We start from the raw sequence: 24,363 nt of genomic DNA on the forward strand, positions 1-24,363 counted from the left end.
TCGATCGCGAAGTTTTAAGATGGCCACGAGGCGCCGCAAGCGAGCGCTGCGATTCATGCCGCAATGGAAAACTGAAGGACGAACAGTGACTGGCCGCCCGGCTCGGGGCTGTCGCTGATTTCGACATGCCAGCGAAGATGACGCAAGAATGGCTCCGTCACGTCGTGCTTGAGTATCTCGCCGCTCAGTTCAATCGCCGTCGTCCGTGCGGCGAAAATGTCGGGAAGATCCAGGCCGACATCATCGAGCACTGAATGGCCGCCGTGGATATGAAAAAAATACCGCGGCATTGGTGTCTCCGGATGAGGCGAACATTCCGACGACTGCGACGAGCTCGACGCATCAAAGTGGTGTCATCGCACCACGGTGAGGCGGACGGCAAGCCGCTATTCTAGGAGGGCGGATCATCATTGTTGGGTACCCCGACGTGGACCTGCACCATCATCGGTTCGGAAGGTCGAGCGACGCATCGGGTCGACAGAGGAGACCAGCCGAATTCGTGCGGGCTTGTCGGCAATGAGCCAGCGATTCGGTCACCGTGATTTCGAGACTATGGCAAGCGGCCGGCGGCAAGCAGAGAACGCCGCTCGTCACCGCGAATACAATCACGCCGTTACAGAAGCTGAGGCAGGCGGCCGACCAGCGGGAAACGGCTGCGGACCACCGGGCGCGCCGAGATCTCTCGGAAGGTCAGGGAAGCGTGCGGCAATACCTGACACCCGAAGCCGGCAAGCAGTATTTCGCGACGGCCCCGGTACTCGCCAAGCGCGTCGGCGATCAATTATTTGTGCGGTGCGGCAATATTGATATTGCATTGCAATAATAGCTGACTAACTCTGCTTCTCACGTGCCATTGAGGAGCCTTCCGTGATCAAGATTTCCCTCTCCACCCTTGCCGCTCTCGCGATCGCAACCGCCGCGTCCGCTGCGGAACTTCCGACCTATGAGGCTGCGGGCCTGCCGATCTCGGCGGTGCAGGCCGGCGTGATTGGCGCCGCCAACGCCCGCGAGCAGGCGCCTGTTGCGACCACATCGGCGACGCCGCATCAGCTCAGCGTTCTGACGCCCCGCAACAAGATGACGACCGCGCGGGCCGCTGCCCGCACCGACCGCTCGGTCCACTGATCGGCATAGCCGTTCCCGGAAGGCCCGCGACGACGTCGCGGGTCTTCGGCGGGCGTAGAGCAAATACATCGCGCGCTCAGCTGCGTCCGACGCAAGCTCGCGCCGCTCGCCGCCGCCAAGTGGCGCCTCACGCCGTTGGCGCGAACTCCCGCAGGTGGAGTTTGATTGCGGCGTCGACCTCGTCCGGGTGATCGACCTGGGGCAGTCGCCGAGGTCGAGAAATGGTGGCCGATCGTCAAGTCGGCGAATATCAAGGCGGAATAGCTACAACGATGATTTTCGGCGTGATCGGCAGATGCGCGCCAAGGCATCCGCTGTCATGGCAGGGCTGGCAGCTTGCAGGCCCGGCACTGGAAATCGTCGCCGCGCTCGTCGGCGCGAACTTCGAATTCCTCCGAGACCCGAACAATTCGGTTGCGAAGCGGGGCGACCTCGGAAAGCTCGGCGTGGCCCGTGCGTCGGCATTTCGGGCACCGCAGGATCTCAATCCAGCTGGAGTGGGTCATGACGTCGTCTGCAAACGCTCGCGGAATGATAACCCCGTCTGGCGCGACGAAAATTGATCCAGCTCAAAAACGCGGCCGCATCTCCCCCAATTCCGCACCTGTTCGAACGCCAAAGCGCGTTTCGAGGCCCCGGGGCGAGCGCTGTCCAAATCGGTGAAAACCCTGGCCGCGTTAACCTTTGATTAACCATGCGGTCCGATTGTTAACCATTCGACAAGACAACCGAGTCAGGGGCGATGGACGCAACTCAACAGGTCGCACGTCAGCAGGTCCGCATGCGCGGCCGTTCCTACGTTGCGTTCGTTTTCTCGCCGGTCGTGCCTGTCGTGTCCTGGCTGGCCGAGATCGACGCGACGCTGGCGAAGTCGCCGGGCTTCTTCACCGGAAAGCCCATCGTGCTCGACCTCTCGGCGGTCGATCTCAGCCAGACCGCGATCGCGCATCTGATCGGCAGCCTCGGCGAGCGCAACATCCGCATCCTCGGCATCGAGGGCGTCGACGAATCGAAGCTCGGCGCCAACATGCCGCCGCTTCTGACCGGCGGCAGGGCCTGCGCGATCACCCATGTCGAGCCGCAGAAGCCGCAGGTGCAGGAAAAAAACAAGGACAAGGACAAGACCAAGTTGCCGTCGCTGCTGCTGGAGAGCCCGGTCCGTTCCGGCCAGTCGATCGTGTTTGCCGAGGGCGACGTCACCGTGCTCGGCTCGGTCGGCTCCGGCGCCGAGATCGTCGCCGGCGGCTCGATCCATGTCTATGGCACGCTGCGCGGCCGCGCGATGGCCGGCATCAACGGCAATTCGGCGGCCCGCATCTTCTGCCAGAGGATCGAGGCCGAGCTGCTCGCGATCGACGGCTACTACCAGACTGCGGAAGAAATCGCCGACAGCTTGCGCAACCGGCCCGCCCAGGCGTGGCTCGAGGGCGAAATGCTGCGCATCACACCATTGAACTGACCGACCACAAGGAGAGAGAGAATGGCCAAGGTTTTGGTCGTGACGTCTGGAAAGGGGGGCGTCGGCAAGACGACCTCAACCGCCGCGCTCGGCGCGGCGCTCGCGCAAATGGGTCAGAACGTCGTCGTCATCGATTTCGACGTCGGCCTGCGCAACCTCGATCTGGTGATGGGCGCGGAGCGTCGGGTGGTGTTCGACCTCATCAACGTGGTGCAGGGCGTCGCCAAGCTGCCGCAGGCGCTGATCCGCGACAAGCGGCTGGAGAATCTCTGGCTGCTGCCGGCGTCGCAGACCCGCGACAAGGACGCGCTGAGCGAAGAGGGCGTCAAGCACGTGATCGCCGACCTCAAGACCAAGTTCGATTGGATCCTGTGCGACAGCCCGGCCGGCATCGAGCGCGGCGCGACGCTCGCGATGCGCTACGCCGACGAGGCCGTCATCGTCACCAATCCGGAAGTGTCGTCGGTTCGCGACTCCGACCGCATCATCGGCATGCTCGATTCCAAGACGGTCCGCGCCGAGCGCGGCGAGCGCGTCGAGAAGCATCTTCTGGTCACCCGCTATGATGCCGGCCGCGCGGCGCGCGGCGAGATGCTCTCGATCGACGATATCCTGGAGATCCTTGCGACCCCCTTGCTCGGCATCGTCCCGGAAAGCCAGGACGTGCTGCGCGCTTCCAATGTCGGCTGTCCGGTCACGCTGAACGCAGCAAGCAGCGCGCCGGCGCGGGCCTATACCGACGCGGTACGCCGCCTGATGGGCGAGGCGGTGGAGATGACCGTGCCGGTTCAACGCAAGGGGTTGATGGATCGGCTACTGCGACGGAGGGCGGCATGATGAACGTAATGCGGCTGTTCGGCGGCCGCGCCGCATCGGCGCCCGTCGCGCGGGAGCGGTTGCAGATCCTGCTTTCGCATGAGCGTGGCCGGACCGGCGCGCCAGATCTCCTGGAGACACTTCGCTCGGAAATCCTGAGCGTGGTTTCCAAGCATATCGACGTCGACCCCGACAAGGTCGTGGTCCGGATGGACCGTGGCAAGTTCGTCTCGATGCTCGAGGTCGACATCGAGGTTCCCAATGGCGTGCAACGATCGAAGATGGTGGCGGCCACATGACGGCAGACAGCGATAGTCACATTGCCTGGCAGCGCGCGCAGCTCAAGAAGCTGCGGGCGGCGTTGAGGGCGATCGAGGCCGATCAGCTCGGCAAGGCCAATTGCGGCCGCGCGACGCAGATGACGATCGACGAATTGCAGCGCAAGATCGGCGAGTCGGGCCGCTGCATCGCGGAGTACGAGCGCCGGACCCGTCGCCCACTGGCGACGGACCTCGGCAGCCTCGCCAGCGTCAGCTGGACGCACTGGAACGCCAACATGCCGATGGCCAAGGCGCCGCGCCACCGCGCGTAGTGCGATAATTCTCCCGTCGTCATTGCGAGCCACCCGGTCGGCGCAAGGCGCCGCCGGATGACAGGCTCCGCGAAGCAATCCATTTTTCCGCATAGGCGGCTCGATGGATTGCTTCGTCGCTATCGCTCCTCGCAATGACGTGGAGAGAGCAGCGACCTACAGCAAGAACGCCAGCGCGCTCTCGCAACTATCCTCGATCTTGAGCGTGAGCAGCTCGTCGGCGCGGGTGCGGCCGAGATTGACGGCGGCAATCGGCAGGCCGCGCTGCTCTGCCATCCGGACGAAGCGAAAGCCGGAATAGACCATCAGCGAGGAGCCGACCACCAGCACGGCGTCGGCCTGCTCGAGATGCGCCTGCGCCGACGCGACCGTATCGCGCGGCACGTTCTCGCCGAAGAACACCACGTCGGGTTTCAGCACGCCGCCGCAGGCCTCGCAGGCCGGCACCACGAACGACGAGAAATCCAGATCGAGATCGGCGTCGCCGTCGGGTGCGTCGGCGGCATCGAGCGTGAGCCAGGCGGGGTTTCGTTGCGCGAGCTCGTGCTGGAATTGTTCGCGCGGCATCGTCGCGCCGCAGCCGAGGCAGCGCACCACGTCGAGCCGGCCGTGCAGGTCGATCACCCGCTGGCTGCCGGCGGCCTGGTGCAGGCGGTCGACATTCTGGGTCAGCAGCAGCTCGCAGCGCCCTTGCTGTTCGAGCTTGGCCAGTGCGCGATGCGCGCCGTTCGGCGCGGCGCGGCCGAACCGCCGCCAGCCCACCATGCTGCGCGCCCAGTAGCGCTGCCGCGTCGCCGCCTCGCCCAAGAACGCCTGGATGGTGACCGGGCGCGTCCGCTTCCAGTTGCCGTCGCTGTCGCGATAATCAGGAATGCCGGAATTGGTGCTGCAGCCGGCTCCGGTCAGGACAAACAGGCGCTGGTGGCCGGCGACGAAATCCTCGAGGGCGGGGTGTGGCATGGCAGCACATCTAGTGCGGCGCACGCACCTGCGCCAGATGTGGGGCCTGCCGCGAGCGGACCTTTCACGCCGCCTCTGCGTTGACGGCATGGCACCCGAGGCGTGGTGCTGCGCGCGCCTGTCTGCCTGGCGCAATTGCCGACGGAGTGATCGATGCGGCCGGGATTCATCGTCGTCGTTTGCGGGCTGATGTCGCTGGCGCTGTCGCCGTCCCATGGTCAGGATGCGGGCGTGTCCGGCGAGCAGGCGTTCAACAATTCCTGCCGCACCTGCCATACGGTCAAGGACGGTGACAACCGCGTTGGCCCGAACCTGCACAATGTCGTCGGCCGCAAAGCCGGATCGGTTGCGAACTTTCCTTATTCGGAGGCGATGAAATCATCCGACATCGTCTGGGATGAGAGCACGCTGCTGCGCTTCATCGAAGATCCCGAGGCCGTGGTGTCGGGCAACGGCATGAAGCCGTATACCGGCGTGCGCTCGGCGGAGGATCGCGCCAGGATCGTGGCGTTCCTGAAATCCCCCGGCAAGTGACCGTTGGCGGTAGGCCGGTCTCACTTTGCCGGCACGACGAAGACCTGGCCGGGATAGATCAAATTGGGATTGCGGATCTGCTGCGAATTGGCCCGATAGATCACGGCGTAGCGCTGTCCGGCGCCGAATGCGCGCTGGCTGATCCGCCACAGGCTGTCGCCGCGGGCGACGGTGGTCGTGGTGATCTTCGGCACGATCACAGCGGAGGCGGACTTCACATCGGATGCGGTGGCGGTTGCCGCCGCGGCGAGCTGCGGTTTGGCGATATCCGCACGGCCGGACGAGGTTGGCGATGCCGGGATCGATGCGGTCGTCATCGTGTCCGGAACGTTGAATGGCACCTCGGCACGCGCGCGGACCTTGCCGGAAGTGGGGTCGACGTCGTCAAGCCGCACCTGATAGTTGCCGGCCGTCACGCCCTTGTTGATCGTGACCGAGAGGTGCCCCGCCTCGTCGGCCGTCGCGGACGTGATCAAACTGCCGTTGAGATAGAGCCTGACGGTCGCGCCGGGAGCTGCCTGACCGCTCACATGGAGCTTGCTGTCCGGTTCGGTCTCGACGGCCTCGATGGCCACTTTCCCAGCCGCCGGCGCCGTGGCCGCAGGTTGCGACAGCACGCGGACCGGTTTGTCCGGTGCCATCAGCGCCACCATCGGCCGCTCCCGCGTCGCAGCCTCTAGCGCCACCGCCACGCTTTGTTTGGAGGTCACCTGCTTGCCGTCGCGTGTCATGCGCAGGGTCAGGTCATAGTTTCCCGGCGGAAGCGGGCGCGGGACCATGACGAACTGGCCGGACTTGTCCGCCACGACGCGATCGTGCACCTCGCCATTGCGCAGCAGTTCCACCGTCGTGCCCGGTAGCGCCCGGCCGGCAACAACGGTCTCGCCGGTCGGCTCGATGTTGACGACGTCGAACTCCGGCACCGCGTCGCCGCCTGGTGCCGGCGCCGGTCCCGCCAGCACGTCGGCCAAGGCCGCGGTCTCGGTTTGCGCCTTTGCCCGCGCGGTCTTGTTTTGGTCTCGCGCCGGAGCCGCTGGCGCGGATGGTGCCGTCGCCGTCAAAGGCGTGCTCCCGCCCAGGATTTGCTGGGTTTGGCGGATGCCGAAGACGAGCGCCGCCGTGCCGCCGGCGGCAAGTGCCAGCAACGGAATGACCAGTCGGATCGCCGTGGCGTTCATGATTGTCATCCGCGGATGATGTCCCCCGCGCATCCGCGCGCGACCCCCGCCCCCCGCGGGGATTTAGTGAGAGACTGCGCCGGTTTGCGCCGGCCATCAAGTCGGATGAAGGGATTACTTCTCTCGGGCAAGCCGGCCGATCTGCCGGCTCGCGGCGGGATCACGTCAGGTTCAGAACTCCAGCGCCGCATTGTCCACCACCTCCTTCATGACGAAGAAGGTGCGGGTCTGCCGCACGCCGGGCAGCGCGATCAGCTGATCGCCATGGATGCGCTTGAAGTCGTCGACGTCGCCGGCGCGGATCTTGAGGAAGTAGTCGAAATCGCCGGCGACGAGGTGGCAGTCGAGCACGCATTTGAGCTTCGCCACCGCCTGCTCGAAGCTCGCAAAGCTTTCCGGCGTCGAGCGGTCGAGCACGACGCCGACCATGACCAGCGTGCCCTTGCCGAGCTTGCGCGGCGCCACCATGGCGCGGACGCCGCTGAGATACCCCTCGTCGAACAGCGCCTGCGTTCGGCGATGGCAGGTGGCGGGGCTGACGCCGACCTGATCGGCCAGCTCGGCATTGCTGAGCCGGCCGTTCTTTTGCAGCAATCTCAACATCTTGAGGTCGATGCGGTCGAGTCGGGCGGACATGGAAGAATCTCTCACTATTGGTCGATTTCATGAGAGAAAATATAACATCGAGGCCAGATCTGGCAATCTTCGGCAATTGCGCGAGCTGAGTTAGAGAGCACCTTTCGCGCCAGGGGTGATAGCTGTGGCCGCCGTTTCAGACCACCAAAGAGGACACCAGCATGCTGGAGAAGTTCGCGCGCTATCCACTCACATTCGGGCCGACTGCCATCGAGAAGCTCGATCGGCTGTCAAAGCATCTCGGCGGCAAGGTCGAGCTCTATGCCAAGCGCGAGGATTGTAATTCCGGGCTCGCCTTCGGCGGCAACAAGCTGCGCAAGCTTGAATACATCATCCCCGATGCGATCGCCTCCAATGCCGACACGCTGGTCTCGATCGGCGGCGTGCAGTCGAACCACACCCGCATGGTCGCGGCCGTCGCGGCCAAGATCGGCATGAAGTGCCGGCTGGTGCAGGAAAGCTGGGTGCCGCATGAGGACGCGGTCTATGATCGCGTCGGCAACATCCTGCTTTCGCGCGTGATGGGCGCCGATGTGCGGCTGGTCGACGAAGGCTTCGACATCGGCATCCGCAAGAGCTGGGAGCAGGCGATCGAGGAGGTCAAGGCCGCGGGCGGCAAGCCCTACGCGATTCCGGCCGGCGCCTCCGTGCACAAATTTGGCGGGCTCGGCTATGTCGGCTTCGCCGAGGAGGTGCGCGCGCAGGAGCGCCAGCTCGGCGTCAAGTTCGACTACATCATCGTCTGCACGGTGACCGGCTCGACCCATGCCGGCATGCTGGTCGGCTTCGCCGCCGATGGGCGCGCGCGCAACGTGATCGGCATCGACGGTTCGTTCACGCCCGCGCAGACCAAGGCGCAGGTGCTGTCGATCGCGCAGAACACCGCAAAGCTCGTCGAGCTCGGCCGCGACATCGTCGAGGATGATGTCGTGCTGATCGAGGACTACGCCTATCCCGCCTACGGCGTGCCGTCGGAGGAGACCAAGGAGGCGATCCGGCTCAGCGCGCGGCTGGAAGGCATGATCACCGACCCCGTCTATGAGGGCAAGTCGATGCAGGGCATGATCGATCTGGTGCAGAAGGGCTATTTCCCGGCCGGATCGAAGGTGCTCTACGCCCATCTCGGCGGCGCGCCGGCGCTCAACGGCTACGCCTACGCGTTCAGGAACGGCTGAGGCGAGCGGGCCTCTGATTTCGTGGCTTCGTAGCCCGGATGAAGCCATCGGGCGCGCGTTCGCGCGACCCGTTGGCTGCATCCGGGCTATGCATTCTTACCTCCCCTTGAAAAGGGGAGGTCGCTTTGCTCGCAGAGCAAAGCGGGTGGGGATCTGCTCTCTCCGCTTGCAGCGTCGCCTGTAGCTGACCCCCATCCCGACCTTCCCCCTTTCAGGGGGAAGGGGAAGAGAAGTCCGTAGCCCGGATGAAGCCATCGGGCGCGCGTTCGCGCGACCCGTTGGCTGCATCCGGGCTATGCATTCTTACCTCCCCTTGAAAAGGGGAGGTCGCTTTGCTCGCAGAGCAAAGCGGGTGGGGATCTGCTCTCTCCGCTTGCAGCGTCGCCTGTAGCTGACCCCCATCCCGACCTTCCCCCTTTCAGGGGGAAGGGGAAGAGAAGTCCGTAGCCCGGATGAAGCAAAGCGTAGTCCGGCAGGCTTCAGCAGCGCGGATAGAAAGTCCCGGATTTCGCGGAGCCTGTCGTCGGGCACGCGTTCGCGCGACCCGTTGGCTCCATCCGGGCTACGTTCCATTTCCCACGTCAGGTCCTCGTCAGCTTCGCCCGGTAATTTCACTGGGCCGGGCGAGTTGGGAGACCATCGCGTGAGGATGATGAATGCGGCCGGCCGAGCCATCGCCGCGCTCGGCATTGGCATCGTCGCCGTGGGACATTGGGTCTGGACCTACCAGGGCCAGGGTGCCGCGCCGCACGCCCGCCTGCTGGCGATGAATCATGCGGTCGAGCTCTACGCCGGCATCTTCCTGATCGGCGTCGGCGTCCATGCCCTCGCATCCTGGTACTGGTTCAGCGATCCAAATCCGCCGGCGCGCTCCTCGGTCGGGGAGCCGCAGTAGCGTCCGCCTTGGCGGCAATGCTCCGGTTGAGGTGCTGTCCTGGTTAGGGCACTCGTACAGGGGAATTAGGACATCTGATGCCCGGTGGAATCTGGAAATTGGACACAGCCGCTGACTGACATACGCTAAAGCGCCCGCCGATCCGACGTGTAATGCTTTGAACATTATGTTCAGGACCGATTTAGATGGCGTCGAGTTCAGCCTCATAGGCTTGGCGGGGATATCGCTCGTCGCGTTCATCATCAGCTTAGGCTGGCTTCTGATCGGCTGAACTGCCGTAGCTCATTGGAAACGTCAACTTGGCCTTAGCGCTCTCCCGGCGCTGGGGCCGTTTTCTAATCAGGACACTTCCAAAATCAACTTGGGACACGGGGCCTAAATGCGGACAGCACCCCGGTTGAGATGCTGTCCCAGTTAGGACATTCGCTTGGGGAAATCAGGACACTCATTCACATATGCAAATGCCCTTCCGTACCATCGAGGTTCTAGCTCACGCGGGGGTGTCCATAATCTTTCCCTACCCCACGGGCGCTCCTCGGCCTCAGCCTCCTTGCCCGAGTGCTGGGGCCGTTTGCTTGAGTGCCGCATCGCATCTGCGATGAAACGCATGCTGACTTTCCTATGCAAATGCGGGAACAGACCTATTGGGCGCAGGGTCGAGTTCTCATGGGAATGACAATCCCTCTGGCCCCGGCGCTAGCTACGTGCCGGGGCCGCCTTATTCTCAGCGGCGCGGCAAGGCGGCCTCAGCGTTCGTTCCAACGCGCTGGGGCCGTTTCCTTGAGGGCGTCACGGGGAACAGTTTCGCTGGAGGGCCTGATTGATCGCCACTCTCTACGTCGCCATCTCGGATTGGTGTGCCAGCATACGCGATTGGGCTGCGATGTTCCGGACAATGGCGCGCTCGGGAGCGAGTAGCTTCAAGGCCACATCATCACACTGCGCTGCCATCGCTCGCATCTCTTCCGACGTCATGGTGTCGTATCAGAAGGCGCTTCGACCGGGGCTGCATTTGCCTATGTTTCAGCCCCAAGCAGGGGATTGTGCCGGAGATTCAGCCGCGAGCTTGCGGAGAATGGATCGCAACCACAGGAAGGGACGCGCCGCTCTCATTTGGCGTGACGGCTAACTCGGAAGCAGAAGTGCGCGAGCGATTTGAATCGAGCTTGCGCCGATGGATCGAGATCATAAAACGGAGAGGCCGCCAACTGAGGCGGCCTTACTCAACGACGCCTTTGATATCGGACTTTCGCCGGAACAGTTTTACTTGTCCGATCAGCGGTCGGATCAGATATTTTAGAACAAGGCCAAGACCTATGATCGACACCAGGATTGGCCAGTAGGCCAAGATCGCAAGAACGGCCAACCATTCCGGGCTGCGCCGCTCCCGCCAATAATACACCGACGCCGCGATGACGTGGGCCACCAATAGCGCGGCCCAAATGGCTAGCGCGACGATGACGGGCTCATCGAATGTCCACGCTTCCCATGCGGCTTCACCCGGCCCTGAAGGCGCGCTTTCGCTTTCCATGGCTTGCTCGACCTCCCTCAGCTTCCAACCCTGCGATGGCGGGCTTATTCCATGCGGAATGCTAAGGGGGACGGTAGCGGAGGCTGGAACTCCGTTCACCCACGGAGAACCCCGGTAACACTTCTGCCCTGTGGAGGGAGAACACTTGGCGGATTGCAAAAGCCAGAACATCTGGCGTGCGACTCAGTAGTCTTGCCGAGAACATCGGCCAAGTTACGGTTTTCGTTCGCTTAATCGGAATTAAGACACTCCAAGATTCAACTTGGGACACGGGGCTTAAATACGGCCAGTACCTCGGTTGACATAGGAACATAATAGGAACATAGGTTCTGTAACCTGAGGATGTGGCGATCGCCTCATCCGCGGCGGACTTGCGTGGCCGCAGGACCAAAGACCAAGCCGCGCATCACTTGCGGATGAATTTCGCCGCCTCCTATGATGGGTTGTGGCTGGGGGAGTGCGCGTCATGAGAGTTGCGATCTGGGCGGTCGTTGCGGCCGCGTGGCTGTTTGCGTCTGCAACTCCGTCGAGCGCCCGCGGTCCCTACGGCTCGATCACGGTTGGCAACTGGAAGGGCGGTGCTTTCACCAACGACAAGAATGGCGCCTTCACCCATTGCTCGGCGGGCACCACCTATCAAAGCGGCATCTTCTTCATGGTGTCGATCGCCGAGAATGGCAGCTGGCGGCTCGGCTTTGCCCATGACAGCTGGCGTCTGACGCCGGGCGAGGCCTTTCCGCTGGCGCTGACCTTTGACGGCCAGCCGGCGTTCAACGTCTACGGCATGCCGCTCGGCACCCAGCTCGTGAATGTTGAGATGCCGGTGAATTCCAGCCTGATCAACCAGTTCCGCAAGGCGCGCCAGATGACGGCATTCGCGCAGGGACAATTGTTTCAGTTCAACCTCAATCAGACCGCGCAGCTGCTGCCGGCACTGCTCAACTGCGTCGTCTCGGTGAAGAAGAACGGCGTCTCCAATGCCGGCGAGTTCGCGGTCGCGACAAAGCCTGCGGCGGCGCCGCCGCAGCAGGCGGCAGCACCCAGCGCGCCGCCGGCGAAGCAGGCGAGATCGGGGACGGGGACCGGCTTTGTGGTCAGCAGCAGCGGCCACGTCGTCACCAATCACCATGTCGTCGGCGGCTGCAGCGAGATCACGGGCAACCTGAGCGGCGAGGCGCCGGTCAAGCTGCGCCTGGTGTCCGATGACGAGACCAATGATCTCGCGTTGCTGCAGGCGCCGACCCCGTTCAAGGATGTCGTCAGCCTCAGGCAAAACCCCATCCTGGTCGGCAACGGCGTGGTGGCGATCGGTTATCCCTATCACGGATTGCTGACATCCGATTTCACGGTCACCACGGGCATTGTCTCTTCGCTGAGCGGCATCCTCAACGATACCCGTCATCTGCAGATCAGCGCCGCCGTGCAGCCGGGCAACAGCGGCGGTCCGCTGTTCGACCTCACCGGCGCGGTGGTCGGCGTGGTGGCTGCCAAACTCGACGCGGTCAGGATGGCGCGGGCGACGGGGACCATCCCGGAGAACATCAATTTCGCGATCAAGACCGGCGCGCTGCGCGACTTTCTCGACAACAGCGCGGTGGCGTACCGGACCGCCGAGTGGCGCGAGGAGATGAAGAAGGAAACCGCCGAGATTGCCAAGAATGCGCGCGGCTACACATTGCTGATCACCTGCACGGTGAACGAGCAGAGCGCGAACGCGAAGAAGGGCAATTGAGACCTCCGCTACCGCTTTCTCCGCTGTCGACCATACGATTTTACCTGCGGCTGCGCGTCCGGGCAGCCGCCGGCTCCTTTGCATGGGGTTGTTTTCGATATTTTGGCAATGGGCGCCTGCCAGGTACGGGCGGAGCTCAACCGAGCCGCCGCAGCGTATGCACGGTGATCTCGGCCGGGCAATTCAGCCGCACCGGCGCGAGGCTGGTGCCGGCGCCGGCCGAGGTGTAGCCGGCAAGTTCACCGAACCGCCAGGCGCCGCTGCCCATCCGGCGCGGCAGCCGCGCCTCCAGCTTGATCGCGATGCCGCCGGGCAGGCAGAGCTGGCCGCCATGGGTATGGCCGCTCAGCATCAGGTCGAAGCCGGCCGCGGCTGCCGCGCGGTAGGATTCCGGCGTATGCGCCAGCAGGATCGAGAATGCGTCGCGCGGGATCGCCGCGGCAGCCTTTGCGATGTCGTCGGTGCGGTAGAAATGCGCGTCGTCGACGCCGGCGAGATGGATCGTCGCGCCATCGCGCGTGATCGGCTCCTGCTCATTGAACAGCATCCTGATGCCCATCGCCTCCAGCGCCGGCGTCATGCGGATGCTGTCATGATTGCCGAGGATGCCGTAGAGCGGCGGTTTGATCCGCGCGCACAGATCCCGCATCAACGCGAGGCTCGTTTCAAACGGCCCATACGTCTTGCCGCGGTAGTCGCCCGTGAGAACGCAGATATCGCAGGCGATATCGCTCACGATGTCCATCAGATGCCGCATCGCGCGTTGGCTGATGTCGGCATGGAGATCGCTGAGCTGAAGCATGGCGAAGCCGTCGAAGGCCGCCGGCAGGCGCGCCGACGTCACCAGATTGTGCCGCACTTCGACCCTATCGGCATTACGCCGCGCGCGGCCGTGGAGGCCGATCACCTTGAGCGCAGTCTCGATGATCCGCGGCGCCAGCTTCCAGTTCTCGACATTGAACAGCAGCGTGCCCTGGCCGAACAGCTGCTTCTCATGCGCGGCCTCGATCCCAAGCCGGCGCACGACGTGATCCGCGCCGATCCGCTCGACCAGTCCCTGCAATGCCGTGTCGGCCATCGTCCCCCGTGCGCTCCGCGATGCCAAGCGCGGACTGGCGCGACACTATCATGCGCAATCCCGGCGGGGATACCGCCGGCACTCAGACCACGGGAACCCGCTTCGCGGCAACCGCGGCCGGCGAGATCACCTCAATGTCGAGCGGTACCTGCCAGCGCTCGGTGAAGCGCACCTGCGGCGGTGCATTGCCGTTGCGCCCACCCTGCAGCACGAAGCCGTCGTAACCCGAGTTCATCACCTCATTGCACTTCTGCACATAGATCGGGAAGCCGCCGATATAGGGCATGAACACGCGGGGACGGCCCGGGATGTTGGCGCCGACATACCACGAGCTGCAGGTCGAGCGCAGCGAGACCGTGGAGACGTCGTTGACATGGGCGACCCAGGCGTCCTCGTCGTCGCGGACCGCCTCGATCGTGCCGGCGCCGATGTCGCGCATATGACTGATGCAATCCGCCAGCCAATCGACATGCTGCTCGATCGCCTGGATCATGCTGGCGAGCACCGACGGGCTGCCGGGCCCGGTGATCATGAACAGGTTCGGAAAGCCCTCGGAGGCAAGGCCGAGATAGGCACGCGGGCCCGCGCGCCATTTCTCGGCCAGCGTCTGCCCGCCGCGGCCGGTGATCGCGATCTTGTCGAACGAGCCGGTCATGGCGGCAAAGCCGGTGGCGGAGACGATCGCGTCGAACTTGTATTCGGTGCCGTCGACGACAATGCCTTCCGTCGTGAAGCGATCGATCGGCGTCGTCGACACGTCGACCAGTTTCACATGCGGCAGATTGTAGGTCTCGAAGTAATTGGTGTCGACGCAGAGCCGCTTGCAGCCGAACACGTTTCGCGGGCACAGCAGCTCGGCCGTCGCGGGATCCTTGACGATGCCGCGGATCTTCTCGCGCGCGAAATCGGCGATGGTGTCGTTGGCGGCCTTCTCGAACAGGAGATCGCCGAACGCGCCGAGGAAGGGCAGGCCGCCGCGCTGCCACGCTTCTTCGTATTGCTGCTCGCGCTCCCGCTCGCTCGCCTGCAAGGCGGGCTGGGCGTTGAACTGGAAATAGAAGCCGGTCGGGCGCGCACGGGCCTTGGCGCGCAGCTCCGGATAATGCGCCTTGGCTTCCCTCAGATATTCCGCCGACAGCCGCTCGTTCCACGCCGGCACCGACCAGGTCGCGGTGCGCTGGAACACGGTGAGCTCGGAGGCCTGCTGCGCGATGATCGGGATCGACTGGATCGCCGATGAGCCGGTGCCGATCACGCCGACGCGCAGGCCGGTGAAGTCGACGCCCTCATGCGGCCATTCGCCGGTGTGATAGATCGGCCCGCGGAAATCCGCCATGCCTGGGAAAGCCGGCCGGTTCGGCGCCGACAGGCAGCCGACCGCCATGATGCAGAACTTTGCAGTGACCCTGTCGCCGCGGTCGGTCTCGATCAGCCATGCGCCTGCCTGCTCGTCGAAGGTCGCCGCGGTGACGCGGGTGTCGAACACGATCTGGCCGCGCAGGTCGAAGCGATCGGCGACGTGATTGGCGTAAGCGAGAATTTCGGGCTGCGGAGAATATTTCTCCGACCAGCTCCAGTCCTGATCGAGTTCCTCGGAGAACGAGAAGGAATATTGCAGGCTCTCGACGTCGCAACGCGCGCCGGGATAGCGATTCCAGTACCAGGTGCCGCCGACGCCGCCGCCGGCCTCATAGACCCGCGCGGTGAAGCCGAGTCCGCGCAGCCGATGCAGCATGTACATGCCGGCGAACCCGGCGCCGATCACCACGGCATCGAACGTTCCGGTCTCGGCAGGGCGCACAGTTTTGCGCGCGGTGCTCTCCTGAGCCATGGGCCGTCTCTTCCCTATATCGTTATGTCTTGTCCGCGCCTCGTTGGACGCGGTGGGCAAAGATTAGGGCGAGGGCGGCGTGGCCCGCAAGCAAGCGTATTGCCGTCCAGCGAATAGCTCCTATGCTGTCTCTGGGAGAGGATGAGGATAAGCGGTGATCGGGTAGTTGTTCTGTCGTGACCGTTCATCTGTCGGCAAAGATCGAGGTCCCATGAAGAAGGAAGAAGTAGAAGCTATCTTCGAGCGGGGCGATTTGGGGCCGATCGAAGACTATCTTGAGGGCGTCGCGACCGAGAAACAATTGCCTGCGGCCGCAGTCGGAATGTGCCTGATCAGAATGGAAGAAGCGGCCCCCGCGCTGCGCGCCATCGTCGCCCGGGCAGGGAACGGCGAGGAACTGTCCGACGATGAGGCCAGGCTGCTGTTCCGAGGTGTCTACATCCTCGGTGGAGCTCGTGACACGGATGTTTGCCGCGACCTGCTGCGACTGCTGCGCAGACCCGAAAGCGAACTTGATGACCTGTTGGGTGACTGCCTGACCGAAAGCATGGCGCGCATTGTTGCGGGTGTCTTTGACGGGGATGTCGACGCCTTGTTGAGTCTGGTCGTGGATCAGTCCGTCGATCAATTTGCGCGCGAGCAGGTTCTCGGCGCGGCCACCTTCCTCACATGGAATGGGATGATCGGGCGGGAGCGCATGCAGCGCCTGCTCAAAGCATTCCACGAGCAAAACCTGGCGGATGACGAGAACCATGCCTGGTACGCGTGGCAGCAGGCAATTGCCCTCCTGGGGCTGCGCGAGCTGGCGCCCTTGGCGTATCGCGCTTTCGATGACGGGCGTATACCCGATTGGATGACAGAACGCCGCGAGTTCGACGAGATGCTCGTCGATGCCGAGCAGCGACCCGAGGAAATCGCACGATTCGAGGAAGTTGGCCTCGGCTATATCAAGGATGCGGTCCAGGAAATGGAAGGGACCGACTACGGCTACAACGAGACCTTCGACGATCTGGATGCCCCCTTTGGGGACGATCTCGATACATTGTGGAGCCACACCGAACCCGTGAGGAATCCCTTGCGCCATGTCGGGCGCAACGACCCATGCCCGTGCGGCAGCGGCAAGAAATACAAGAAATGCTGTCTCGCTGACCAGCGTTGAGCTGCGGCTCCCTCGGTCTCAGCGCCGGCCAAAGCGACTGTCGTCGCTTCGGCGTAGAGAGGACCGGTCACGCTCCTGTCGTCTTCACGATGCGGATCAGTTCGTCACCGTAATGCTCGAGCTTCTTGTCGCCGATCCCTGCGATGTTGCGCAGCTCGCTGAGCGTGTCCGGCCGCATCGCGGCGATGCCGTCGATGGTGGAATCGTGCAGCACGACATAGGCCGGGACGCCGCGCTGGCGCGCGACGTCCGAGCGCCAGGCGCGCAACGCCGCGTGCAGGGCGGGATTTGCGACGCCACCCGGGCTGTCGGCCGCGGGCACGAGCTCGCCGCGGCGCGACTTGCCGCGGACCGCGCGGTTGCGCGCGCCTTCCGGCTGCTCGCGCAGCATCACCGCGGTCTCGCCCTTCAGCACGCCGCGGGCGCTGTCGGTCAGAACAAGCGCGCCGAAGGCGTCGCTGTCGGCACGCAGATGGCCCATCGCCACTAGCTGGCGCAGCACCGCGCGCCATTGCTTCTCGTTGAGCTCGCGTCCTATGCCGAACACCGACAGCTGGTCGTGGTTGAACTGCTTGACCCGTTCGGTCAGCCGCCCCACCAGCACGTCGATCAGGTGCATGGCGCCGAAACGTTGGCCGGTGCGGTAGACGCAGGACAGCAGCTTTTGTGCGAGCACCTTGCCGTCGCGGACGCGCGGCGGCGTCAGGCAGTTGTCGCAATTGCCGCAGCTATCCTCCGCGCGGGTCTCGCCGAAATAGCCGAGCAAGCGCTGCCGGCGGCAATGCACCGTTTCAGCCAGCGCGACCAGCGCGTCGAGCTTGCCGACCGAGACGCGCTTGAAGGCGTCGGAGCCGGTCGATTCATCGATCATGCGGCGCTGCTGCACGATGTCGGACAGGCCGTAGGCCATCCATGCCGCCGACGGCTTGCCGTCGCGGCCGGCACGCCCGGTCTCCTGGTAGTAGGCTTCGATGCTCTTCGGCAGATCGAGATGCGCGACGAAGCGCACATCGGGCTTGTCGATCCCCATGCCGAAGGCGATCGTGGCGACGATCACGAGCCCGTCCTCGTTGAGGAAGCGGTCCTGGTGCCGGGCGCGCACGCCGGCATCGAGCCCGGCATGATAGGGCAACGCCGGAATGCCGGCCTCGCTGAGCGCCGCCGCGACGTCCTCGACCTTGGCGCGAGACAGGCAATAGACCACGCCGGCGTCGCCGGCATGCCGCTCCTTGATGAAATTCTTCAGCTGCGTGGTCGCATTCTGCTTGTCGACGATCTCGTAGCGGATATTGGGCCGGTCGAAGCTCGCGACGAATTGCGGTGCGTCGGTAAGCTGCAGCCGCTCGGCGATCTCTCTCCGGGTCAGCGCGTCCGCGGTCGCGGTCAGCGCGATGCGCGGCACCTTGGGGAAGCGCTCGGCGAGTGCGGACAGGCCGATATATTCCGGGCGGAAGTCATGGCCCCATTGCGAGACGCAATGCGCCTCGTCGATCGCAAACAGTGCGATCTGCGCCTGGCCGAGCAGACTGAGGCAGCGCGGCGTGAGCAGCCGCTCCGGCGCCACATAGAGCAGGTCGAGATCGCCGGCGAGCAGCCGCCGCTCGACCTCGGAGGCTTCCTCATAGGACAGCGTCGAGTTCAGCACCGCGGCGTTGACGCCGGCTTCAGTGAGGCCCGCGACCTGGTCGCGCATCAGCGCAATCAAAGGTGATACCACGATGCCGCAGCCGTCGCGCAGCAGCGACGGCAATTGGTAGCACAGCGACTTGCCGCCGCCGGTCGGCATCAGCACCAGGCAATTGCCGCCATCGGTGACGTGACGGATGATGTTTTCCTGCGCGCCGCGGAAGCCCGACAGGCCGAACACGGAACTGAGCACGGACAGCGCATCGCGAGACGGGGCGGAGGCGCGATCGAGGGCGGGCTGGGCGGTCATGATCCCTTGCGCGATCCCTTTGGGATTTTCCAGGATTCCTTGAGGTCAACAGGCGGTGATCGAGGTCTTCTGGCCGAACGATACCGGAATGAAAGGTGTTAATACACGTCCCAACAACAAACTCAATTCAGCATGACTGGTCAGCTGCGGATCATCACAGGCATTGCCGCGATCGTGCTGGTCGCGGGCGCGGCGGCAGCCTTTGCCGTCGCCTGGCGGCCGCAGATTGCCGCGATTGCGCCGCCGCGGGCCGATACCTTCGACCCTGATGTGGTCAAACGCGGCCGCGAACTCGCCGCGATCGGCAATTGCAACACCTGCCACACCGTGCAGGGCGGCGCGACTTATGCCGGCGGGCTCCCGGTTCCAACGCCGTTCGGCATCGTCTTCTCATCCAACATCACGCCGGATGCCGAAACCGGCATCGGGCGCTGGCCGGAAGAGGCGTTCGTCCGCGCGATGCGCTCGGGCGTGGCGCGCGATGGCCAGCATCTCTACCCGACCTTTCCCTATGACCATTTCACCAACGTCTCGGATGCGGACGACCGGGCACTCTATGCGTTCCTGATGACGCGACAGCCGGTCCACGCGTCGCCGCCGGCGAATCAGCTTTCGTTTCCGTTGAACTATCGACCGCTGATTGCAGGGTGGAAGCTGCTGTATCTGCGCAGCGGCGATGCCCCTCAGGACTCGGCGAAGGGCGCGGAATGGAACCGCGGCGCCTATCTGGTGGAGGGGCTCGCGCATTGCGGCGCCTGCCACACGCCGCGCAACGCGCTCGGCGCCGAGCGTGTCAATGCGCAGTTCGCGGGCGGCGAGGTCGACAATTGGCACGCCTACGCGCTGAACGACACCTCGCACGCCCCGGTGCGCTGGACCGCCGACGCGCTCTACGCCTATTTGCGCCACGGCTGGCAGGCCGATCATGGCACCGCGCGCGGGCCGATGGCCGAAGTGGTCGGCAATCTGGCGACGGTGCCCGACAGCGACGTGCGGGCCATCTCCGTGTACATGGCCGATATCTCGGGCGCGCCGGCGCCGGATCGCAAACGGCCGGCCGACGTCGTCGCACAATCGTCTTCCGATGATGCGGCACAGACCCATGCGGCCGGCGCAGCGATCTATGCCGCGGCGTGTGCCTCCTGCCATGAGGGCAACCGCGCGCTGCCCTATGGCGGCGTGAATCTCGCGCTCAGCACGGCGATCGCAAGCCCCGACCCGCGTAACCTCCTCAATATCGTGCTGTCGGGCGTTGGCGCCGTCGAAGGCGAGCGCAGCCCGATCATGCCGGGCTTCGCCAGCAGCATCGATGATGCGCAGATGGTCGCGCTCACGGCCTATCTGCGCGAGCGGTTCGGCAAGCGGCCGGCGTGGGCCAATCTCGACAAGGCGGTGCGCGATGCGCGGGCGGTGCAGGCGACGTCGCTTGCGGCGCGCGACACGCCGGCGGAATCCAGACAGCGAGGCAAGCCATGATGACATTGAAGGTCAATGGCAGGGATCATCAGGTCGATGCGGAGCCGGATACGCCGCTGCTCTATGTGTTGCGCAATGATCTGGCGCTCAATGCCGCCAAGTTCGGCTGCGGGCTCGGGCAATGTGGCTCCTGCACGGTGATCGTCGACGGCAAGGCGGTGCTGTCCTGCGTCACGCCGCTGGTCCTGGTCGAGGGCAAGCAGGTGACGACGCTCGAAGGGCTCGGCACCGTGGCCGCGCCGGCGCCGATCCAGCGCGCCTTCATGGAGGAGCAGGCGGCGCAGTGTGGCTACTGCATCGCCGGGATGATGATGCGCGCGCAGGCGCTGCTGATGCGCAACCCGAAGCCATCGGATGCGCAGATCCGCGCCGAGCTGGAGCCCAATCTCTGCCGCTGCGGCACCCATATGCGCATCCTGCGCGCGGTGCACCGCGCCGCCAGGTTGATGGATACGGCCGACGCCGCAAGCGACAGGAGCGTCCGATGACCGTACCGGTGGTTCTCGATCGCCGCAGTGTGCTGGCCGGCGGCGGCGCGCTGATCGTCAGCTTCTCGCTGCGCCATGCGGTGGCGCAGGAGCAGAAGGCTGCGCAGGGCCCGGCGTTGCCGGGCAGCCTGGCCAAAACGCCCAATCTGGATTCCTGGATCCGTATCGATGCCAATGGCCAGGTCACGGCCTTCACGGGCAAGGCCGAACTCGGCCAGGGATTCCGCACCGCGTTCCAGCAGATTGCGGCCGAGCAGCTCGATATTCCCTTCGATGCGCTGAAGGTGATCACCGCCGACACCAAGCTCACGGCGAATGAGGGTTACACATCGGGCAGTCATTCGATGCAGGACAGCGGCACGGCGATCCTGCATGCCGCGGCGCAGGCGCGCATGTTGCTGGTGGCCGAGGCGGCAAAGCGTTTCGGCTTGCCGCCCGACGGCTTGCGAACCGAGAATGCGGCCGTCGTTGCTCCCGATGGCCGGCGTCTGGGCTATGGCGAGCTTGTCGCCGCGGACATGTTGCACGTCCAGGCGCAACCGACATCGAGCCTGAAGGATCCGGCGAGCTGCAAGGTGATGGGCCAGCCGGTACCGCGAGTCGATATTCCGGCCAAGGTCACGGGCGGCGCCGCCTATGTGCAGGACATGCGGCTTCCCGGCATGGTGCATGCGCGCGTGGTGCGCCCGCCGAGCTACGGCGCGCAGCTCGTGGAATGCGACACGGCCGCGATCGAGAAAATGCCCGGCGTGATTCAAATCGTGCGCGACGGCAACTTCCTGGCCGTGGTGGCGGACAAGGAATTTTCGGCGGTCAAGGCCATGCAGGCGCTGGCCGCCGCGGCGAAGTGGCGGGAGAATGCGAAGCTGCCGAATCAGCACGATCTGGTAAATGTGCTGACTGCGCTGCCGTCGCAGGACTTTGCAATCTTCCAACGGAATGATCCCACGGTGAGCGGCGCGCGGTCGCTCGAAGCGACCTACACGCGACCTTACCAGTCGCACGGCTCGATCGGGCCGTCCTGCGCGGTCGCGCAATTCGTCGATGGCGCGATGACGGTGTGGACGCACACGCAGGGCGTCTATCCCGACCGGCAGGCGATCGCCGAGATGCTCGGTATGACGCCCACCAGCGTCCGCCTGATCCATGTCGAAGGCTCCGGCTGCTACGGCCGCAATGGCGCCGACGATGCCGCGGCCGACGCCGCGCTGATCGCCCGGGCGCTACCAGGGCGCCCGATTCGGGTGCAGTGGATGCGCGAGCAGGAGCACGGCTGGGAGCCGTATGGTCCGGCGATGGTGACGAAATTGAGCGCGTCGCTCACGGCCGACGGCAAGATTGCCGACTGGAATTTCGCGGTGTGGAGCAATACCCATTCGATGCGGCCGGGCGGCGCCGGCGCGCTGCTTGCGGCCCAGCACATGGCGCGATCATTCGCGGTGCCGGCACCAAAGCCGTTGCCGCTGCCGGAGGGTGGCGGCGATCGCAACGCGATCCCGATCTACAATTTTCCGAACGCGCATGTGATGCATCATTTCATCCCCGCGATGCCGCTGCGGATCTCCGCGATGCGCGCGCTCGGCGCCTATCACAACGTGTTCTCGACCGAGAGCTTCATGGATGAACTGGCCGCTCTCGCCGGCGCCGATCCGGTCGAGTTTCGGCTCAGGCATCTCGACGATCAGCGCGGCCGCGCGGTGGTCGAGAAGGCCGCGGAGGAATTCGGCTGGACGCGCGGACAGCAGCCGCCGCGAAATCGCGGCTACGGCTTCGCTTTCGCGCGCTACAAGAATCTCGCCGCCTATTGCGCCATTGCATCCGAGGTCGAGGTCGATCGCGAAACCGGGCGGGCCCGGCTGGTGCGCGCGGTCGCCGCCGTCGACGCCGGCCAGGTCGTCAATCCGGACGGCATCACCAACCAGATCGAGGGCGCGATCGTGCAGTCGACGAGCTGGACTCTCTATGAAAGCGTCACCTTCGACGAGACAAGGATCACCAGCATCGACTGGCAGACCTACCCGATCCTGCGCTTCAATGCGGTGCCCGACAGCATCGCCGTCCATATCATCAACCGTCCCGGCCAGCCGTTCCTCGGCAGCGGCGAGACCGGGCAGGGCCCGGCCGCCGCATCGCTTGCCAATGCCATCGCGCACGCAACCGGCAAGCGGCTGCGCGAGCTGCCGCTCAGCCGCAAGCGGATCAAGGACGCGATCGATACGTAGCGCGTGGCGAGATTAGGTCGAATGCGACGGCGCTACGCTCCCTCTCCCCGTGCTTACGGGGTCGAGACGAGCGAAGCTCGCTCTTAGAGGGTGGGGTGAGGGGCCTTCTCCGCGCATACCGTGATAGTTGCGTTTGCGGAGACTCCCCTCACCCGGAACGCATCTAGCGATGCGTCATAGCCGAAGCTCCGCTTCGGCGTTCTTGAGAACGGCCGCCAAAGGCGGCCTATGCCTCTCCCGCATGCGGGGCGAGGTGAAGCAGAGGCCGTTGCCCGGCCTCAAATAAATTCAACTCTGGCCGTCAAGCCGTCGGCGCGGGTGGCGCCGGGGGCGGCGTCATCGGCTCGACCTTGTAGGTCTTCGGCATATTGATCGGCTTGTAGGCCGGATCCTTCTCCATGCGCTCCAACACCGAGGCATGGATGGTCGCGCCGTCCGCAATCGGCCGCGGCTCGCCGCGCGGCAGATAGAAGCCGAGGAAGGATTTCCGTTCCGGCCATTCCTTCCATTTGTCGCTCTTCGGAATCCATTCCAGGATTTCCCAGGCGGCGGTCAGCGAATTGTGCAGCGGAGCGGTCGCGCTCGGCGGCACATATTCGTGCTTGTGCGGCGGCAACGGCATGCCCCAAGCGAGATGATCGATCAGCGCCTGATCCATGTGCAGCCCGGCTGCCTTGGCCTGCTCGAGCATCCAGATCAGCGGAAACTTCGACGGCCCGCTCTGGTCTTCCGGATAGCCGCCGCCGACGTCGGAGTGCACGCCGGCAAACCAGACCTGGCGGATGTCCTGCTCCACCTCCGTTGCCGGATCAAATGGATCCGAGCGAAATTTCTGCGGCTCGATCCAGCGATTGAGCCGGAACATGCGCCTGCGCTCGTCGATCGAGATCGCCTGGCGGAACCGTTTGACGCTGGAATTGGTGCGGGTGAACAGCAGCGTCTGGAGGTCGAACAGGAAATTGTCCTGTCGCGGCACGATGATCGAGGCCACGGTGTCCCAGACCCCGACGAACTCGATGGCGATGTTGCGGCCGCCGGCAATCTGGCTGAAATGCCAGGCTTCCTTCAATGGAGCATAGTCGAACGTGCCGTCGGATTTCTGGGCGTCGGAGCTGGCCTTCTTGTAGGTGCCGAAGGCGTAGCTCGCGAGGTCGAGCTGGTCGACGGGCAGCAGGCCCATCACATGGACGAAGGCCGCGAGCACGCGCACCGTGTAGGCACCGCGGCTGAAGCCGAACATCCAGACCCGGTCACCTGGCTCCCACGTTCGGCACAGGAACAGGTAGGCGCCGAGCGTGTCCTGGTCGAGACCGGCGCCGAAGGCCAGCCCGAACAGGCCGCGCATCTGCTGCTTGAAGCGGCCCCAGGCGTTTTGCAGGCCGATGGTGCCGAGGCCGGGATGATAATAGATCCGCTGCCGGTCATTCTTGTCGGCGACGCGGAACAGCTTCAGCACGTTGGAAATATTGTCACCGATCTCGTTGCCGGTGCCGTCGCAACAAATCACAATATCTTTCGGCATCCGTTGCCCTCGCGGCCG

24 protein-coding genes are annotated in these 24,363 nt (G+C 64.6%); 15 read left to right on the plus strand and 9 right to left on the minus strand.

Annotated elements, in window-relative coordinates; all coding sequences use genetic code 11:
* Window positions 1–53: 53 nt before the first annotated feature.
* On the minus strand, window positions 54–290 hold the full coding sequence (locus ACVIYL_RS11085) for a DUF6894 family protein (protein ID WP_028335246.1): 237 nt from the start codon (window positions 288–290) through the stop codon (window positions 54–56).
* Window positions 291–538: 248 nt separating this feature from the next.
* Between ACVIYL_RS11085 and ACVIYL_RS11090 the strand changes: the two genes are divergently transcribed.
* The 7 genes from ACVIYL_RS11090 (at window position 539) to ACVIYL_RS11120 (ending at window position 3,992) form a co-directional block, all read left to right on the plus strand.
* Window positions 539–823, plus strand: coding sequence for a hypothetical protein (locus tag ACVIYL_RS11090; RefSeq protein ID WP_456778534.1), 285 nt, complete (start codon window positions 539–541; stop codon window positions 821–823).
* Window positions 824–867: 44 nt separating this feature from the next.
* Window positions 868–1,125 (plus strand): hypothetical protein, encoded by a 258-nt coding sequence (locus ACVIYL_RS11095; protein WP_310881731.1) that lies wholly within the window; start codon window positions 868–870, stop codon window positions 1,123–1,125.
* Window positions 1,126–1,346: 221 nt separating this feature from the next.
* Entirely contained in the window at window positions 1,347–1,688 is a 342-nt protein-coding gene (locus ACVIYL_RS11100) for a hypothetical protein (RefSeq protein ID WP_456778535.1), read from the plus strand.
* A 179-nt stretch (window positions 1,689–1,867) separates the two neighbouring features.
* The gene (minC, locus tag ACVIYL_RS11105; protein WP_028335249.1) at window positions 1,868–2,584 is read left to right on the plus strand and encodes a septum site-determining protein MinC; all 717 of its coding nucleotides are present in this window, start codon (window positions 1,868–1,870) and stop codon (window positions 2,582–2,584) included.
* 21 nt (window positions 2,585–2,605) lie between these two features.
* A complete protein-coding gene (gene minD / locus ACVIYL_RS11110) occupies window positions 2,606–3,421 on the plus strand; it encodes a septum site-determining protein MinD (RefSeq protein WP_057021178.1) in 816 nt (271 codons plus the stop codon).
* A complete protein-coding gene (gene minE / locus ACVIYL_RS11115; protein WP_026192121.1) occupies window positions 3,421–3,699 on the plus strand; it encodes a cell division topological specificity factor MinE in 279 nt (92 codons plus the stop codon). Before minD ends, minE begins: the two co-directional genes overlap by 1 nt.
* Window positions 3,696–3,992 (plus strand): hypothetical protein, encoded by a 297-nt coding sequence (locus tag ACVIYL_RS11120; RefSeq protein WP_057021179.1) that lies wholly within the window; start codon window positions 3,696–3,698, stop codon window positions 3,990–3,992. Before minE ends, ACVIYL_RS11120 begins: the two co-directional genes overlap by 4 nt.
* Before the next feature lie 156 nt (window positions 3,993–4,148).
* On the opposite strand, the gene ACVIYL_RS11125 is transcribed toward ACVIYL_RS11120, so the two are convergent.
* Complete coding sequence (locus ACVIYL_RS11125) at window positions 4,149–4,952, minus strand: NAD-dependent protein deacetylase (protein ID WP_456778536.1); 804 nt, start codon at window positions 4,950–4,952, stop codon at window positions 4,149–4,151.
* Window positions 4,953–5,105: 153 nt separating this feature from the next.
* Between ACVIYL_RS11125 and ACVIYL_RS11130 the strand changes: the two genes are divergently transcribed.
* Window positions 5,106–5,486 carry a c-type cytochrome gene (locus ACVIYL_RS11130; protein WP_456778537.1) on the plus strand — a complete coding sequence of 127 codons (381 nt, stop codon included), beginning with the start codon at window positions 5,106–5,108 and terminating at the stop codon, window positions 5,484–5,486.
* A gap of 20 nt (window positions 5,487–5,506) precedes the next feature.
* On the opposite strand, the gene ACVIYL_RS11135 is transcribed toward ACVIYL_RS11130, so the two are convergent.
* Window positions 5,507–6,664 (minus strand): Ig-like domain-containing protein, encoded by a 1,158-nt coding sequence (locus ACVIYL_RS11135; RefSeq protein ID WP_456778538.1) that lies wholly within the window; start codon window positions 6,662–6,664, stop codon window positions 5,507–5,509.
* A gap of 171 nt (window positions 6,665–6,835) precedes the next feature.
* Window positions 6,836–7,300 (minus strand): Lrp/AsnC family transcriptional regulator, encoded by a 465-nt coding sequence (locus tag ACVIYL_RS11140; protein WP_057021181.1) that lies wholly within the window; start codon window positions 7,298–7,300, stop codon window positions 6,836–6,838.
* Between the two features lie 161 nt (window positions 7,301–7,461).
* Between ACVIYL_RS11140 and ACVIYL_RS11145 the strand changes: the two genes are divergently transcribed.
* Window positions 7,462–8,475, plus strand: coding sequence for a 1-aminocyclopropane-1-carboxylate deaminase (locus ACVIYL_RS11145; protein WP_456778539.1), 1,014 nt, complete (start codon window positions 7,462–7,464; stop codon window positions 8,473–8,475).
* Window positions 8,476–9,124: 649 nt separating this feature from the next.
* The gene (locus ACVIYL_RS11150; protein ID WP_456781808.1) at window positions 9,125–9,370 is read left to right on the plus strand and encodes a hypothetical protein; all 246 of its coding nucleotides are present in this window, start codon (window positions 9,125–9,127) and stop codon (window positions 9,368–9,370) included.
* Between the two features lie 1,219 nt (window positions 9,371–10,589).
* Here the strand turns inward: ACVIYL_RS11150 and ACVIYL_RS11155 are convergent.
* Window positions 10,590–10,901, minus strand: coding sequence for a hypothetical protein (locus ACVIYL_RS11155; protein ID WP_456778540.1), 312 nt, complete (start codon window positions 10,899–10,901; stop codon window positions 10,590–10,592).
* A gap of 466 nt (window positions 10,902–11,367) precedes the next feature.
* Here ACVIYL_RS11155 and ACVIYL_RS11160 point away from each other — a divergent pair, with 466 nt between their 5' ends.
* Window positions 11,368–12,633: a S1C family serine protease gene (locus tag ACVIYL_RS11160; RefSeq protein WP_225643048.1), complete on the plus strand. Its 1,266-nt coding sequence runs from the start codon at window positions 11,368–11,370 to the stop codon at window positions 12,631–12,633.
* 136 nt (window positions 12,634–12,769) lie between these two features.
* Here the strand turns inward: ACVIYL_RS11160 and ACVIYL_RS11165 are convergent, their stop codons facing one another.
* Window positions 12,770–13,711 (minus strand): metallophosphoesterase, encoded by a 942-nt coding sequence (locus ACVIYL_RS11165; RefSeq protein ID WP_456778541.1) that lies wholly within the window; start codon window positions 13,709–13,711, stop codon window positions 12,770–12,772.
* Between the two features lie 82 nt (window positions 13,712–13,793).
* Window positions 13,794–15,542, minus strand: coding sequence for a flavin-containing monooxygenase (locus ACVIYL_RS11170; RefSeq protein WP_456778542.1), 1,749 nt, complete (start codon window positions 15,540–15,542; stop codon window positions 13,794–13,796).
* 211 nt (window positions 15,543–15,753) lie between these two features.
* Here ACVIYL_RS11170 and ACVIYL_RS11175 point away from each other — a divergent pair, with 211 nt between their 5' ends.
* Window positions 15,754–16,701: a DUF1186 domain-containing protein gene (locus ACVIYL_RS11175; protein ID WP_456778543.1), complete on the plus strand. Its 948-nt coding sequence runs from the start codon at window positions 15,754–15,756 to the stop codon at window positions 16,699–16,701.
* A gap of 67 nt (window positions 16,702–16,768) precedes the next feature.
* On the opposite strand, the gene recQ is transcribed toward ACVIYL_RS11175, so the two are convergent.
* Window positions 16,769–18,637 (minus strand): DNA helicase RecQ, encoded by a 1,869-nt coding sequence (recQ, locus tag ACVIYL_RS11180; protein ID WP_456778544.1) that lies wholly within the window; start codon window positions 18,635–18,637, stop codon window positions 16,769–16,771.
* 132 nt (window positions 18,638–18,769) lie between these two features.
* Between recQ and ACVIYL_RS11185 the strand changes: the two genes are divergently transcribed.
* Genes ACVIYL_RS11185 through ACVIYL_RS11195 form a run of 3 tightly spaced genes read left to right on the plus strand, consistent with a single transcriptional unit; the run spans window position 18,770 to window position 22,823 of the window.
* Window positions 18,770–20,113 carry a cytochrome c gene (locus ACVIYL_RS11185; protein ID WP_456778545.1) on the plus strand — a complete coding sequence of 448 codons (1,344 nt, stop codon included), beginning with the start codon at window positions 18,770–18,772 and terminating at the stop codon, window positions 20,111–20,113.
* On the plus strand, window positions 20,110–20,601 hold the full coding sequence (locus ACVIYL_RS11190) for a (2Fe-2S)-binding protein (protein WP_076834854.1): 492 nt from the start codon (window positions 20,110–20,112) through the stop codon (window positions 20,599–20,601). Before ACVIYL_RS11185 ends, ACVIYL_RS11190 begins: the two co-directional genes overlap by 4 nt.
* Window positions 20,598–22,823, plus strand: a complete 2,226-nt coding sequence (locus tag ACVIYL_RS11195; protein WP_456778546.1) for a molybdopterin cofactor-binding domain-containing protein — start codon at window positions 20,598–20,600, stop codon at window positions 22,821–22,823. The genes ACVIYL_RS11190 and ACVIYL_RS11195 overlap by 4 nt, the downstream gene beginning before the upstream one ends.
* 301 nt (window positions 22,824–23,124) lie before the next feature.
* On the opposite strand, the gene ACVIYL_RS11200 is transcribed toward ACVIYL_RS11195, so the two are convergent.
* On the minus strand, window positions 23,125–24,345 hold the full coding sequence (locus tag ACVIYL_RS11200; RefSeq protein WP_456778547.1) for a DUF2235 domain-containing protein: 1,221 nt from the start codon (window positions 24,343–24,345) through the stop codon (window positions 23,125–23,127).
* Between the last annotated feature and the right edge of the window lie 18 nt (window positions 24,346–24,363).

The sequence above is a fragment of the Bradyrhizobium sp. USDA 3315 genome (genome assembly GCF_054056795.1).